This window comes from Staphylococcus cohnii subsp. cohnii (genome assembly GCF_002902365.1).
Lineage (GTDB): Bacteria > Bacillota > Bacilli > Staphylococcales > Staphylococcaceae > Staphylococcus > Staphylococcus cohnii.
The window spans coordinates 43,932-59,141 of sequence record NZ_PPQC01000068.1; the positions used below are offsets into that span (position 1 = coordinate 43,932).

General features: G+C 32.3%; 11 protein-coding genes and 2 pseudogenes. 12 read left to right on the forward strand and 1 reads right to left on the reverse strand.

Going from position 1 to position 15,210, the window contains the following annotated elements; translation table 11 throughout:
* Positions 1–96: 96 nt before the first annotated feature.
* The gene (locus tag CD032_RS12150; RefSeq protein ID WP_019468694.1) at positions 97–969 is read right to left on the reverse strand and encodes an HTH domain-containing protein; all 873 of its coding nucleotides are present in this window, start codon (positions 967–969) and stop codon (positions 97–99) included.
* Positions 970–1,391: 422 nt separating this feature from the next.
* Here CD032_RS12150 and rbfA point away from each other — a divergent pair, with 422 nt between their 5' ends.
* The 12 genes and pseudogenes from rbfA (at position 1,392) to ymfI (ending at position 15,153) form a co-directional block, all read left to right on the forward strand.
* Positions 1,392–1,736 (forward strand): 30S ribosome-binding factor RbfA, encoded by a 345-nt coding sequence (gene rbfA, locus CD032_RS12155; RefSeq protein ID WP_019468695.1) that lies wholly within the window; start codon positions 1,392–1,394, stop codon positions 1,734–1,736.
* A 126-nt stretch (positions 1,737–1,862) separates the two neighbouring features.
* Positions 1,863–2,780, forward strand: coding sequence for a tRNA pseudouridine(55) synthase TruB (gene truB / locus CD032_RS12160; protein WP_019468696.1), 918 nt, complete (start codon positions 1,863–1,865; stop codon positions 2,778–2,780).
* Between the two features lie 13 nt (positions 2,781–2,793).
* On the forward strand, positions 2,794–3,765 hold the full coding sequence (locus CD032_RS12165; protein ID WP_019468697.1) for a bifunctional riboflavin kinase/FAD synthetase: 972 nt from the start codon (positions 2,794–2,796) through the stop codon (positions 3,763–3,765).
* Between the two features lie 104 nt (positions 3,766–3,869).
* Positions 3,870–4,139, forward strand: coding sequence for a 30S ribosomal protein S15 (gene rpsO, locus CD032_RS12170; protein ID WP_019468698.1), 270 nt, complete (start codon positions 3,870–3,872; stop codon positions 4,137–4,139).
* Between the two features lie 155 nt (positions 4,140–4,294).
* Complete coding sequence (gene pnp, locus CD032_RS12175) at positions 4,295–6,403, forward strand: polyribonucleotide nucleotidyltransferase (protein WP_019468699.1); 2,109 nt, start codon at positions 4,295–4,297, stop codon at positions 6,401–6,403.
* 353 nt (positions 6,404–6,756) lie between these two features.
* Positions 6,757–8,430 carry a ribonuclease J2 gene (gene rnjB, locus CD032_RS12180; RefSeq protein WP_019468700.1) on the forward strand — a complete coding sequence of 558 codons (1,674 nt, stop codon included), beginning with the start codon at positions 6,757–6,759 and terminating at the stop codon, positions 8,428–8,430.
* A gap of 277 nt (positions 8,431–8,707) precedes the next feature.
* Positions 8,708–9,584 (forward strand): annotated as a pseudogene (locus tag CD032_RS13680) (cell division protein FtsK); the annotation flags it as partial.
* A 104-nt stretch (positions 9,585–9,688) separates the two neighbouring features.
* A pseudogene (locus CD032_RS13685) lies at positions 9,689–11,143 on the forward strand (DNA translocase FtsK); the annotation flags it as partial.
* 2 nt (positions 11,144–11,145) lie between these two features.
* Positions 11,146–11,859 carry a GntR family transcriptional regulator gene (locus CD032_RS12190; protein ID WP_019468702.1) on the forward strand — a complete coding sequence of 238 codons (714 nt, stop codon included), beginning with the start codon at positions 11,146–11,148 and terminating at the stop codon, positions 11,857–11,859.
* A 10-nt stretch (positions 11,860–11,869) separates the two neighbouring features.
* Positions 11,870–13,159, forward strand: coding sequence for an EF-P 5-aminopentanol modification-associated protein YfmF (gene yfmF / locus CD032_RS12195; RefSeq protein ID WP_037539894.1), 1,290 nt, complete (start codon positions 11,870–11,872; stop codon positions 13,157–13,159).
* A complete protein-coding gene (gene yfmH, locus CD032_RS12200; protein ID WP_019468704.1) occupies positions 13,159–14,445 on the forward strand; it encodes an EF-P 5-aminopentanol modification-associated protein YfmH in 1,287 nt (428 codons plus the stop codon). The genes yfmF and yfmH overlap by 1 nt, the downstream gene beginning before the upstream one ends.
* Before the next feature lie 3 nt (positions 14,446–14,448).
* The gene (gene ymfI, locus CD032_RS12205; protein ID WP_019468705.1) at positions 14,449–15,153 is read left to right on the forward strand and encodes an elongation factor P 5-aminopentanone reductase; all 705 of its coding nucleotides are present in this window, start codon (positions 14,449–14,451) and stop codon (positions 15,151–15,153) included.
* The last annotated feature ends 57 nt before the right edge of the window (positions 15,154–15,210 follow it).

Consider the following 15,210-nt stretch of genomic DNA (forward strand, 5'->3'; position numbering starts at 1 on the left):
GAAGATTTAAAATTTAAAGAGGACAAATCCATTGTTAAGGATTTGCCCTCTTATTTTGAGAAGGGGGATTTATGTCCCAGCCTCTTTAGTATGTCGTTAAATAAGATAATGTTTAAATAACGATTTGATTTTATTTTTGAAATCCTCCACATAATGATCTGGTTTTAATAAAATGATTTCTTGTGGATATTCATATGCTAAGTGTAGGCATTCGCTTTTTGAAATAATGAGTTCAGCTTCAATAAATGCTTCGTTATTTTGGACATTCAGGACTATAAATTGACGTTGAATTTGTTCCCATATAGATGAACAGAATTTCATAGTGACAGTTGGGACCTGTAGAAAAATATTTTCGTCAAATGCCTCATCAAATTGATAAATATCAAGGATTGAATTTAAATCTTGTGTATAAATTTTGTTCTGATATATATAAGTAATCCAATATTTATTTTTGTAATGTCTTGTATATACTGGTACAACTTTATATGTTTGATGATCAACATCATTTAGTGAAATTATCTGTTTATTTTGTATAGCAAGTTGTATTTTATAAATAAGTGTTGATTCTGTTAATTCGTGATTGATTGTAAATTGATTGAGTAATGTATTAGATAAAAATTTTTCAGCTAGATTCGAATTACTGTTTAGCCCTCTAATTAAATTATAAGTGTCAATATGAATGTTGGGCGTGAAATTTTTCATTCTAAATAGCAGATTAAGTAATCGATTATTTTTAAATTTATAGCGATCTATTCTTATGCGATGGCGGCCTATATTGTTTTCATAAACAATTCTCGCATTGAGTCCTTCCCATTCATGGTCTTCATATAAAAAATTGTTTATATCACTAAAATCTCGCTGTATTGATCTTACATTAACATTTAATTGTTCTGCGAGTTCTTCTTTGCTTAATTTTTTTCCATTAAATAGACGAGTGAAAATATAAAGTAGTCTTTCTGATTTATCCAAGTATACACGCTCCTAACAATTTCAATAGAAAAATTCATTTTTTTATTAGTTTGAATTATAGCATGATACCTTCTATAATGTGTAAAACAATATAAAATAATTTAGAAACTTAGTTGTTTCTTAAATAGTAATCATTTATAAAATTCAATGTAAATTTTATAAACTATAGCAGTATTTAAAAATAAAAATGTAATAAAGTTTCAAGCTCTAACACTTAGGAAATATAATTGTGCCTAACTGTAATAAAAATAATGTTTTATCGTTTCATAACAATTACCTTTTTAAGTTATAATGATTTAGTAATTAAATTTTTTTGAGTAAAAAAAAGAATGAAGTTTGTTTGACGTTGTGAAATGAACTGTCATATAATCTTTAAGTAAGATAAATATACATGTATGAATGATATTTGTGAGGTGAAATATATGAATATGAGAGCTGAACGTGTTGGCGAACAAATGAAACAAGAAATCATGGACATCGTTAACAATAAAGTAAAAGACCCTAGAATTGGTTTCTTAACAATAACAGAAGTTCAATTAACGAATGATTTATCTATTGCAACAATTTATTTAACTGTACTTGGTAATGATAAACAGATTGATGATACGTTTAAAGGTTTAGAGAAAGCAAAAGGATTTATCAAATCTGAAATTGGTTCAAGAATGCGCTTAAGAATTGTACCAGATTTAAAGTTTGAATACGATGAGTCTATTGACTACGGAAATAAAATCGAAAAAATGATACAAGATTTACACAAAAATGATTAATTTTAAAAGCTGAAACAAACATTCACTGGGATTGTTGTTTCAGCTTTTTTATAACCATTTCTTTATTGAGACGTGTTAATATAAGTAAGGAATGATAATAAAAGGACGATTGAAGGTGACATTAAAATGTATAACGGTATTTTACCTGTGTACAAAGAACGTGGCTTAACAAGCCATGACGTTGTATTTAAATTAAGGAAAATTTTAAAAACCAAAAAGGTGGGGCATACTGGTACATTAGATCCTGAAGTTTCAGGTGTATTACCCATATGTATAGGTCCAGCGACTAAGGTAAGCGATTATATTATGGAAATGGGAAAGACCTATTTTGCAACTGTATACTTAGGCTTTAGTACCACTACAGAAGATCAGACAGGTGAAATTTTAGAAAAAAAACCCATTGGTGAAGACGCACTTAATGGGGAACAAATAGATAGCGCATTAGCACATTTTGAAGGTATAATTACGCAAATCCCTCCGATGTATTCATCAGTGAAGGTTAACGGTAAAAAGCTTTATGAATATGCAAGAAAAAATGAAACTGTCGAAAGACCTTCAAGAGAAGTCGAGATTTTCGACATTAAACGAGCGTCTGAACTACGATTTGAAAATCAAGGTTGCCAGTTTGATATCAAAGTAAAATGCGGTAAAGGTACTTATATTAGAACGTTGGCAACAGATATAGGAAAAGCGCTTGAATTACCAGCACATATGTCAAAGTTAACAAGAATACAAAGTGGTGGTTTTGATATTGAAAATAGTCTTACAATCGAAGATATACAATCACTACATGAGCATGAAACATTACAGGAAAAACTTTTTCCGATAGAATATGGTCTGAGAGGTTTGAAAAAAATCAACATATCAAATGAAAGTCAAAGATTTAAAATATTGAATGGTCAAAAATTTAATACAAATGAATTTGATCAATCCATAGATACGTTGGTTGTGATGTTTGATACACTAAATAATAAGGCATTAGCAATTTATACACCGCATCCTGAGAAACCTTATGAAATAAAACCGAAGAAGGTATTTAACTAAAGGAGAAATAGCCATGAAAGTAATTGAAGTAACTCATCCGATTCAAGAAAATCAGTATATAGCAGAAGATGTAGCAATGGCATTTGGTTTTTTTGATGGCATGCATAAAGGTCATGCAGAGGTATTTGATACTTTAGAAAAAAAGGCAGAGGCATCGAATTTAAAGAAAGCTGTGATGACATTTGATCCGCATCCTTCTGTTGTTTTAAATCCTGAACTTAAACGTACGGATTACTTAACACCGATTCAAGATAAAATAGAAATATTAGAATCTTACGGGATTGACTATTGCATTGTTATTAACTTTTCTTCTAAATTTGCCAATGTAAGTGCAGAAGAATTTATACAGGAATACATCATTAATAACCATGTAAAAGAAGTAATTGCAGGTTTTGATTTTACGTTTGGCAAATTTGGTAAAGGCAACATGATGATTTTAGATGAAATGTCAGATTTTAATACGACTATCGTAAGTAAACAAGAAATTGAATCGGAGAAAATATCTACAACAGATATTAGAAAATCACTGAAAACAGGTGACTTACAAAAGGCAAACGATGAGCTTGGATATCGGTATCGTATCAAAGGTATGGTTGTACAAGGAGAAAAACGAGGAAGAACAATTGGTTTTCCTACAGCGAATGTAGAGCCGAGTGGAGATTACGTATTGCCTAAAAATGGTGTTTATGCCGTGAGTATGAAAATAGGTGCAAATGATAAAATTTATCGTGGAGCTGCCAACGTTGGTGTCAAACCAACATTTCATGATCCTTCTAAAGCACAAGTTGTCATAGAGGTGAATCTGTTTGACTTCCATGAAAACATATACGGTGAACGTGTTATCGTTTATTGGCATCATTATTTAAGACCAGAAGTTAAATTTGATGGTATAGATCCTTTAGTTGAACAAATGAATAAGGATAAAGAAAAAGCGAAATATTTACTTTCTGTTGATTTTGGTGACGAAATATCATATAATATTTAAGTCTGATGTGTTACACACATACAAGGCACCTTTATCTTGGCAGTTCGAGACTCCGACGATTGCTCGGATAAAGGCGCATAAAAATAAAAAGGAGGAAATTGACTATGGCAATTTCACAAGAACGTAAAAATGAATTAATTAAAGAATATCGTACACACGAAGCGGACACTGGTTCTCCAGAAGTACAAATCGCTGTGTTAACTGCAGAAATCACTGCATTAAACACTCATTTACGTGAACATACGAAAGATCACCATTCACGTCGTGGATTATTAAAAATGGTAGGTCGTCGTAGACACTTATTAAACTACTTACGTAGCAAAGATATTCAACGTTACCGTGAATTAATTAAATCATTAGGTATCCGTCGTTAATCTTTAGACGTATATTTATCGGGAAAGAACCTTTGGGGTCTTTCCCTTTTTTATAATTTTAGCATTTATAATTATACATTAAACTATATACTAATATAAATCATTATTAATAAATGATATGATAGGATTAACAGATAAATGAGAGGAGATTCGTAATGTCTCAAGAAAAAAAAGTTTTCAAAACTGAGTGGGCAAATAGATCTTTAACGATTGAAACTGGACAATTAGCTAAACAAGCTAACGGCGCAGTACTTGTTAGATATGGTGATACAGTCGTTTTATCTACTGCAGTAGCGTCAAAAGAACCACGTGATGGTGACTTTTTCCCATTAATGGTTAACTACGAAGAAAAAATGTATGCTGCAGGTAAAATACCTGGTGGTTTTAAAAAACGTGAAGGCCGTCCGAGTGATGAAGCTACATTAACTGCACGATTAATTGATAGACCCATTCGTCCATTGTTTCCTAAAGGTTATAGATATGACGTACAAATAATGAATACAGTCTTAAGTGCTGATCCTGATTGCTCCCCTGAAATGGCAGCAATGATAGGTTCGTCAATGGCATTAAGTGTTTCTGATATACCTTTTCAAGGTCCAATAGCAGGCGTGAACGTTGGTTATATAGATGGAGAATATGTGATTAACCCTACCGTTGCACAAAAAGAAGTATCTAGACTTGATTTAGAAGTAGCTGGTCATAAAGATGCTGTAAATATGGTAGAAGCAGGTGCAAGTGAAATTACAGAAAATGAAATGCTTGAAGCTATTTTCTTTGGACACCAAGAAATTCAGCGTCTAGTTAGCTTCCAAGAAGAAATCCTCGATCATATTCAACCAGAGAAAAAGGCATTTGTTCCTGTTGAAAAAGATGAAACACTTGTTGAAAAAGTAAAATCATTAACTGCATCACATGGTTTGAAAGATGCCGTGTTAACATTTGATAAGCAACAACGAGATATTAACTTAGATGAACTTAAAGAAAAAGTTGCATCAGAATTTGTTGATGAAAATGATGATGAGAATGAAGATTTAATCAAAGAAGTATATAGTATATTAGATGACTTGGTTAAAGAAGAAGTAAGACGTCTGATAGCAGAAGAAAAAATTAGACCAGATGGTCGTAAAACAGATGAAATTCGCCCATTAGAATCTGAAGTTGGTATTTTACCAAGAGCACATGGTTCAGGTTTATTTACAAGAGGACAAACACAAGCACTTTCAGTATTAACATTAGGCTCAATGAGTGAATATCAAATCTTAGATGGCCTTGGTGAAGAAGAACAAAAACGTTTTATGCATCACTATAACTTCCCAAATTATTCAGTTGGTGAAACTGGACCAGTTCGTTCACCTGGTCGTCGTGAAATTGGACATGGTGCATTGGGAGAACGCGCGCTTAGCCACATCATTCCAGATGTTAAAGACTTCCCATATACTGTGAGAATAGTGAGTGAAGTATTAGAATCAAACGGTTCATCATCACAAGCTTCTATTTGTGGCTCAACCTTAGCATTGATGGACGCGGGTGTTCCAATCAAAGCCCCAGTTGCTGGTATCGCTATGGGATTAGTTACACGTGACGATAGTTATACCATATTAACTGATATACAAGGTATGGAAGATGCACTTGGTGATATGGACTTTAAAGTAGCTGGTACATCTGAAGGTATTACAGCTATACAAATGGACATCAAAATTGATGGTTTAACCAAGGAAATTATTAAAGAAGCATTAGATCAAGCTCGAGAAGGTCGTTTGGCTATATTAGATCATATGCTACAAACAATTGATACACCACGTGGTGAACTAAGTGCCTTTGCACCTAAAGTTGTTACGATGTCTATAAAACCTGAAAAAATTAGAGATGTCATTGGTCCGGGTGGTAAAAAAATCAATGAAATCATTGATGAAACGGGCGTTAAGTTAGATATCGAACAAGATGGAACGATATTTATTGGTGCAGTAGATAAAGATGCTATTGAAAAAGCGCGAAGTATCATTGATGAAATTACAAGAGAGGCAGTAGTTGGAGAAGTATACAACGGTACAGTTAAACGTATTGAAAAATATGGTGCGTTTGTTGAATTATTCCCAGGTAAAGACGCACTTGTACACATTTCTCAAATTGCTAATGAGCGCATTGATAAAGTAGAAGATGTGTTGAAAGTAGGAGACACATTTAAAATTAAAGTTACAGAAATTGATAAACAAGGTAGAGTCAATGCTTCACATAAAGCATTGTTATCAAATAATACTAAATAATGTTTATTACTAGAGACTGGTAAAATGATGAGAACTGCTTACAATAGAATTATTTTAATTCTATTGTAGAAAAGTTCAAGTCATATCACTAGTTTCTTTTTTTAATATTTCAGCATTCATAATTAAATAAGATTAAGCCAAAAGCTGAAAATAAATGTGAATATATACATAAAAAGTGCGACAAATACATCATTGCATACCTTAGAATCATTTTTACATAAAAATAAATCATCCAATAATATATTTTAAAACAACTAAAGTAGCTACTTTAATAGTGTACATAAGGCCTATTTTAACTTATAATAAACTATGAGTTTATATATGGACGGGTAATTTAAATAGGAGGTAACATTTTGAGTTTAATTAAGAAAAAAAATAAAAATATTCGTATTATCCCTCTCGGAGGCGTTGGGGAAATTGCGAAAAATATGTATATCGTTGAAGTAGACGATGAAATGTTTATGTTAGATGCGGGACTGATGTTTCCAGAAGATGAAATGTTGGGTGTAGATATCGTTATTCCTGATATTCAATATGTGATAGAAAATAAAGACAGATTAAAAGGTATATTCCTAACGCACGGCCATGAACACGCGATAGGTGCTGTTACTTATGTGCTTGAGCAAGTTGATGCGCCTGTTTATGGTTCTAAATTAACAATTGCATTAATCAAAGAAAATATGAAAGCTCGCAATGTAAATAAGAAAGTTAGATATTATACTGTTAATAATGAATCAATTATGCGCTTTAAGGGTGTTAATGTCACATTCTTTAACACTACACATAGTATTCCAGATAGTTTAGGCGTATGTATACACACTTCTTATGGCGCTATTGTATACACTGGCGAATTCAAGTTCGATCAAAGTTTACAAGGGCATTATGCTCCGGATTTGAAAAAAATGACTGAAGTTGGACAAGATGGTGTGTTTGCTTTAATCAGTGACTCGACTGAAGCAGAAAAGCCAGGTTATAACACGCCAGAAAACGTGATAGAATCTCATATGTATGATGCGTTTACGAAGGTGAAAGGTAGATTAATTGTTTCATGTTATGCATCTAATTTTATTCGTATTCAACAAGTTTTAAACATTGCGCAAAGATTAAATAGAAAAGTATCTTTCCTAGGGCGTTCATTAGAAAGTTCATTTAATATCGCTAGAAAACTTGGCTATTTTGATATTTCTAAAGATTTGCTCATACCAATTAATGAGGTTGAAAATTATCCAAAAAATGAAGTGATAATTATTGCAACTGGTATGCAAGGAGAACCAGTTGAAGCTTTAAGTCAAATGGCACAAAAGAAACATAAAATAATGAATATTGAAGAAGGAGATTCGGTCTTCTTAGCAATTACTGCGTCTGCTAATATGGAAGTGATTGTTGGAAATACGCTTAATGAACTCGTTCGTGCAGGAGCAGAAATCATTCCTAACAGTAAAAAAATTCATACTTCAAGTCATGGTTGCATGGAAGAATTAAAAATGATGATTAATATCATGAAGCCTGAGTATTTCATTCCTGTAAATGGTGAATTTAAAATGCAAATTGCGCATGCTAAGTTAGCTAATGAAGCTGGCGTCCAACCTGAGAAAATATTCCTAGTGGAAAAAGGCGATGTAGTAAACTATGATGGTGAAGAAATGATTTTAAATGAGAAAGTCAATTCCGGCAATGTGCTCATTGATGGTATTGGTGTAGGTGATGTTGGTAACATCGTGTTACGTGATCGTCATTTACTTGCTGAAGATGGCATCTTTATCGCAGTTGTAACGTTAGATCCTAAGAATCGTAGAATTGCCGCTGGTCCTGAAATTCAATCACGTGGTTTTGTTTATGTAAGGGAAAGTGAAGCTTTATTAAATGAAGCTGAAGAAAAAGTGCGTGAAATCGTTGAATTAGGTTTACAAGAAAAACGTATTGAATGGTCAGAAATTAAACAAAATATGCGTGATCAAGTAAGCAAATTGCTTTTTGAAAATACAAAACGCCGTCCAATGATTATACCGGTAATATCTGAAATTTAATAATTTCTATTCTAAAATAAAGAGGTTAAGACAGACGCTTTGGTAAGATTATTTAAAAGTAAATTGTATATATGTTATATCTAAACAAGATATATACAACCTTTAAATATACTGGAGCGAATAATGTCTTACCTCTTTTATGTTATTATAAGTATATAATAAAATGATTTTTATAGAATTTAAAATCATATTTATAATTTGTATTATCACTTGATATTAAAATACACAAATATGATTCATATACATATCGAAAAACAGAGTTGAAAAGAAGGTGTGAATGTTGGCGCAAACGAGAAAGAGCTCAACAACAAAGAAAAAAACATCGAATACGAGAAAGAAAACTGCAAATAATAAAAAAAAGAAAAGTGAGAGTCCATTAAGATATATTCTTGCGATAGTAATTTTTATTGCTATCATTCTTGGTGTTTTTCAATTGGGTATTATAGGCACAATGATAGATAGTTTTTTTAATTACTTATTTGGCACAAGTAGATACTTAACTTATATCTTAATTTTGATAAGTACTGTATTTATTACTTACTATAAGTCATTGCCGAAGACGAGACGTACTACAGGTGCATTTGTTTTACAAATTGCATTATTACTTGTGACTCAAACAGTGTACTACTTCATGCATAGAGCTCAATCATTAAGAGAGCCAGTGTTATCATATGTTTATAAATCTTATGAACATAATACATTTCCAAATTTCGGTGGAGGATTATTTGGGCATTACTTATTGGCGTTATTTATACCACTCATTTCAATTGTCGGTGTAATTATTGTAACGTTATTATTAATAGCTTCTAGTTTTATCTTATTGACAAAACAAAGACATAGAGATGTGTCAAAAGTTGCTTTTGAAAAGATGAAAGTAAAAAGTCAAGATGCTTCTGCAAATCTTAAAGAACGCCGTAAAGAAAATAAAGTTAAAAAAGATGCTAAAGCACGTATAAAAGCTGAAAAAAAAGCAGAAAAGGCTACGGAACAAGCACAAACTCAAAATAATGTTAAGGATGTAACTGATCTACCAGAGATAAGTAACAATACGCCTGAACAACAATCAATTCCAATTTATGGACATAACGATTATAAAGATGAGGAAATTAAACAAACACAAACTCAAAACAAGAGATCGAAACGCGTATTTGATCAAAATAATCAAAGTACAATCCAAGAAGCAAATCCAGAAGATAACGCAATCATTGATCAACCAATTAATGAATTGGAAGAAGGTGAAGCACAAGATGAAGATGCGGCTTCAAATTCCATATCTGAAGCTGGAGAAGTAGAAAACGAAGCATATAAAATACCACCATTAACATTATTGAAACAACCAACTAAACAGAAATCGACTTCTAAAGCAGAGGTGCAGAAAAAGGGGCAGTTGTTAGAAAACACATTGAAAAACTTTGGTGTAGATGCTAAAGTGACTCAGATTAAAATAGGCCCAGCAGTGACACAATATGAAATACAACCTGCTCAAGGGGTTAAAGTGAGTAAGATTGTTAATCTGCATAACGATATTGCGTTAGCCTTAGCAGCTAAGGACATACGTATCGAAGCACCAATACCTGGACGATCTGCTGTAGGTATAGAAGTACCAAATGATAAGATTTCACTTGTTTCTTTAAAAGAAGTATTAGATGAAAAATTCCCTGCTTCTAATAAGTTAGAAGTAGGACTAGGTAGGGATATTTCAGGTGACCCAATCACAGTAGAACTTAACAAAATGCCTCATTTACTTGTAGCAGGTTCTACAGGAAGTGGGAAATCTGTTTGTATCAATGGTATTATTACAAGTATCCTATTAAATGCAAAGCCACACGAAGTTAAACTTATGTTAATTGATCCGAAAATGGTAGAATTAAATATATACAATGGTATCCCTCATTTACTCATACCTGTTGTAACCAATCCGCATAAAGCATCACAAGCTTTAGAAAAAGTAGTGGCAGAAATGGAAAGACGTTATGACTTGTTTCAACATTCTTCAACTAGAAATATTGAGGGGTATAATGAAGCAATTAGAAAGCAAAATGAAGAGTTAGATGAAAAACAATCTGAGTTACCATATATTGTTGTTATTGTAGATGAGTTAGCAGATTTAATGATGGTTGCTGGTAAAGAAGTAGAAAACGCAATACAAAGAATCACACAAATGGCTCGTGCAGCAGGTATTCACCTAATAATCGCAACGCAACGTCCTTCCGTAGATGTAATTACTGGTTTAATAAAAAATAATATACCATCTAGAATTGCTTTTGCTGTGAGTTCACAAACAGATTCTAGAACGATTATTGATAGCGGCGGTGCAGATAAATTACTTGGTAAAGGTGACATGCTTTATGTTGCTAATGGTGGATCCACTAGAACTAGAGTTCAAGGGGCGTTTTTAAGTGACCAAGAGGTTCAAGACATCGTAAATTATGTCGTAGAGCAACAAAAAGCGAATTATGTAAAAGAAATGGAACCAGATGCTCCCGTTGAAAAATCAGAAATGAAGAGTGAAGATGCCTTGTATGATGAAGCGTATTTATTTGTAATTGAACAACAAAAAGCAAGTACATCGTTATTACAAAGACAATTTAGAATTGGTTACAACCGTGCTTCCAGATTGATGGATGATTTAGAACGTAATCAAGTGATTGGACCACAAAAAGGTAGTAAACCTAGACAAATACTTGTGGATTTAGATAGTGATGAGGTGTAAATATGGAATTAACTTCTGTTTATAAAGTAAAAGAATGGCTGATACAAGAGATAAATGCGAGAGCATTGAAACCAGGAGATGCTTTACCTAGTAATCTTGCTGTTGCTAGAAAATTAAATGTTAAAACAGATGATGTATATGATGCAGTTGACGAACTAATTACTGAACAAGTGTTATCTAACAATTTAGAAGAAGGTGCAAGTGTTAAAACGCTGCACCCGTTCTTCTATCCGTTAGATGAATTGGTTAGTATTAGTAAAATGATTGAAAATCAAGGTTACCATGCGAGTACGGAGTATATCAGTTTAGACGAAAAACCTGCGACATCTTTAGATGCTCAGAGATTAAATCTTCCTGAAAAAGCGTTAGTAACAATTATTGAACGCGTGAGAATGGCCGACCGAATGCCAGTTGTTTATTGCTTAGATAAGCTGCCAGCAGAAGATTTAACATGTGCACAGTATCAAAATAGTGATGAATCGTTGTTAAACGCAATTGAATATTATGCTTCGAAAAAAGTTGCATACGCAGAAACTGAGATAGAGGCTATTGGTTATGAACCACATATATCAGACATATTGGATGCCTCACCACATGAAGGGCTTATGTTGTTGAAATTAATTCATTATGATAAAAATGATCAGCCAATACTTTATTCTTTTAATTATTTCAAAAGTAGTTTAGTAAAATTTAAAACGGTTAGAAATAGTATATAATAACAAAATTATGAAAGTGAGGTTTGACAATTTGAAAATAAATGAACAGCAAAATGATTTGCATATTAATGTGTTACCAACAACAAAGTTCAAAACAACCACAATTACTTTAAAATTTATGGCTCCATTAGATAGTGAAACCATGACAGCTCGATCAATACTCAGTAAGTTACTCGTGCGTGCTACTAAAAAATGGCCGACAGACAAGGCGTTTAACCGTCATCTTTCAGAATTGTATGGTGCGTATGTTAATAGTTTTGTCTCAAAATTTAAAGACAAACATGTCATAACGATATCATTGGAGTTAGTCAACGAACGTTATCTTACGGACCAAACACCATTATTTGAAAAGGGTTTAGATTTGTTAACAGAAATGGTTTGGCATCCTCTAGTTTCTAATGATAGTTTTGATGAAAACTTTGTTTCACAAGAAAAAGCTTTACTTACTAAAAAATTAGAAGCAATGGTTGATAATAAATCTCAAATATCTTTTTTAAATTTATTGAAGTATATGTTTGGTGAACAGCCGTATCGTCACCTAGCATCAGGGCAAGTAGGTTACATAGCAAATATAACACCCGAAACTTTATATCATACATATCAATCTATGCTCAAGAATGACTATTGTGCTGTTTATGTCGTAGGAAATGTAGATGAACAAGAAGTAAAATCTCAAATCAAAACTTATTTTGATATAAAACCATTCCAATTCAAACAATCTCATGCGACGCCAGTACCACAAGCAGATAAAGTGCCACAAGAAATCGTAGAAACAGATGAAGTGGACCAAGCTAAATTAAATATTGGATTTAAACTGCCAGTACAATTTGGAGATAAACAATATTTTGCTAGTGTTGTTTTTAATACCATGTTTGGTGGAGATCCCTCTTCCGTTTTGTTTAATGAAGTTCGAGAAAAACAAAGTTTAGCGTATTCAATACATTCGCAAATAGATGCAAAAAATGGTTTTATGTTTGTACTTAGTGGTGTTTCATCTGATAAATATAGCGTAGCAAAAGATACAATTATTGCGGAATTTGAAAAGTTCCAGCAGGGTCAATTTAGCGAAGAAAAACTGGAACTGGCTAAGAAAATTATCATTTCTCAACGTCAAGAGTCGTATGATCGTCCTAAACGTATCATAGAGATATTAAATAATAATATTTTATTAGAGCATGATATATCAGAGGAAGATTACATTAAACATATTCAAGATGTTAATAAATCTGAAATCATAGAATTAGTTAAAAATATAGAACTCAATACCATTTATATATTAACGAAAGGAGGCCAACATTAATGCAAAGCACATATTATGACCAAATAGATGAAACTGTTTATGAAACTGAGTTGAATAATGGATTGAAACTGTTTGTGATACCTAAAACAGGCTTTCAGAAAACATTTGTTACATATACAACGCAATTTGGTTCTTTAGACCGTAAATTCAAACCACATGGTAGTGAAGGTTATGTTACTGTACCAGATGGTGTTGCACACTTTTTAGAACATAAACTATTTGAAAATGAAGAAGAAGACTTATTCACAGCATTTGCAGAAGATAATGCACAAGTAAATGCATTTACTAGTTTTGATCGAACAAGTTATTTATTTAGTGCAACAGATAATGTTGAAAATAATATAAAACGCTTGTTAACGATGGTCGAAACACCTTACTTTACTGAAGCATCTGTAAATAAAGAAAAAGGTATTATTGCTGAAGAAATTAAAATGTATCAAGAGCAGCCTGGCTATAAATTGATGTTTAATACGCTGAGAGCTATGTATGAATCACATCCGATTCGAGTTGATATAGCGGGTAGTGTAGAAAGTATTTATGACATTACCAAAGAAGATTTATATCTTTGCTATGAAACATTTTATCATCCTTCTAATATGGTTTTATTTGTTGTTGGAGATGTAGATGTAGATCATATTTACAATGTTGTTGCAGAACATGAAAATCAAAGAGATAAAACGAATCAATCTCAAATAGTAAGGGATCCGTTAATAGAACAAGATAGTGTAAGAGAAAACACAGTAACTGAAAAGATGAAGTTACAATCACCTAGAATTATGCTTGGCTTTAAAAATACACCATTAGCTGATGTGCCAGATAAATTATTAGTAAAAAAAGATTTAGAAATGACTTTGTTTTTTGAATTATTATTTGGTGAAGAAACTGATTTTTATCAAATGTTACTTAATGAAGAGTTGATAGATGAAACATTTGGTTATCAATTTGTATTAGAACCTACATATAGCTTTTCTATGATTACTAGCGCAACACAACATCCAGACAAATTAAAAAAATTATTATTAGATGAACTAGAAGCAAAACAGGGTAATTTAACTGATGCAGAAGCGTTTAATTTATTGAAAAAGCAATTTATTGGAGAGTTTATATCCGGTTTAAATTCCCCTGAATATATAGCAAATCAATATACAAAACTTTATTTTGAAGGTGTAAGTTTATTTGATTTATTAGATATTGTAGAAAGTATTACGTTAGAGAGTGTAAATGAAACAGCGCAAACGTGTTTGAATTTATCCCAAATTGTTGATAGTCGTTTGGAGATGAAATAAACAATGAAGGCTTTGGTTATAGGTGGTTCAGGATCTATAGGTTCTGCAATCGTTAATCGTTTGTTGTCTGATGGATATGAGGTCATCGTCCATTACAATAACGCTGATATCAATCAACTAAATGTTCAGTTCAACCATAGTTCAGTACAATTTATACAATGCGATTTGCGCAATGTAAAAGACTTTAATCAATATTTTCATTTTATAAAAAATTTAGATTGTCTTATTTATGCAAGTGGAACCGCGTTGTATGGTCAGTTGCAAGATATGACAGATGCGATGATTGATGAGCATTATCAAATTCATGTGCGTCAATTAATTAGAATATGTAGATATTTTGTAGATCAGTTACGACAAAGTCATAATGGTCGAATTGTAGTTATTTCATCAATTTGGGGAGAAACAGGTGCAAGTATGGAAACGATCTATTCGGCGATGAAATCAGCTCAAATTGGTTTCGTAAAAGCATTGAGTCAAGAACTATCAATGACTTCAGTCACTGTGAATGCCATCGCACCTGGTTTTGTGAGTGGTAATATGTTAAAAGCTTGGGGAGAAAGTGAACTTGAAACTTTGACCCAGGATTTACCACAACAAAGGTTTATTGAGCCTGAAGAAGTTGCGCATACCTGTAGTTACCTTTGCAATCCATTAGCTAAAAGTGTGACTGGTACAATACAAAAAGTGAATGGCGCTTGGTATTTATAATTTTTGATATAATTGAAAAAATAAACCACTTGTGAAACATTCAATGATATAATATCA

Bases quoted from the DNA above. Each gene is read 5' to 3' on its own strand.
- rbfA (WP_019468695.1), top strand. From the start codon at position 1,392: ATGAATATGAGAGCTGAACGTGTTGGCGAACAAATGAAACAAGAAATC.
- truB (WP_019468696.1), top strand. From the start codon at position 1,863: ATGTATAACGGTATTTTACCTGTGTACAAAGAACGTGGCTTAACAAGC.
- CD032_RS12165 (WP_019468697.1), top strand. From the start codon at position 2,794: ATGAAAGTAATTGAAGTAACTCATCCGATTCAAGAAAATCAGTATATA.
- rpsO (WP_019468698.1), top strand. From the start codon at position 3,870: ATGGCAATTTCACAAGAACGTAAAAATGAATTAATTAAAGAATATCGT.
- pnp (WP_019468699.1), top strand. From the start codon at position 4,295: ATGTCTCAAGAAAAAAAAGTTTTCAAAACTGAGTGGGCAAATAGATCT.
- CD032_RS12190 (WP_019468702.1), top strand. From the start codon at position 11,146: ATGGAATTAACTTCTGTTTATAAAGTAAAAGAATGGCTGATACAAGAG.
- yfmF (WP_037539894.1), top strand. From the start codon at position 11,870: ATGAAAGTGAGGTTTGACAATTTGAAAATAAATGAACAGCAAAATGAT.
- yfmH (WP_019468704.1), top strand. From the start codon at position 13,159: ATGCAAAGCACATATTATGACCAAATAGATGAAACTGTTTATGAAACT.
- ymfI (WP_019468705.1), top strand. From the start codon at position 14,449: ATGAAGGCTTTGGTTATAGGTGGTTCAGGATCTATAGGTTCTGCAATC.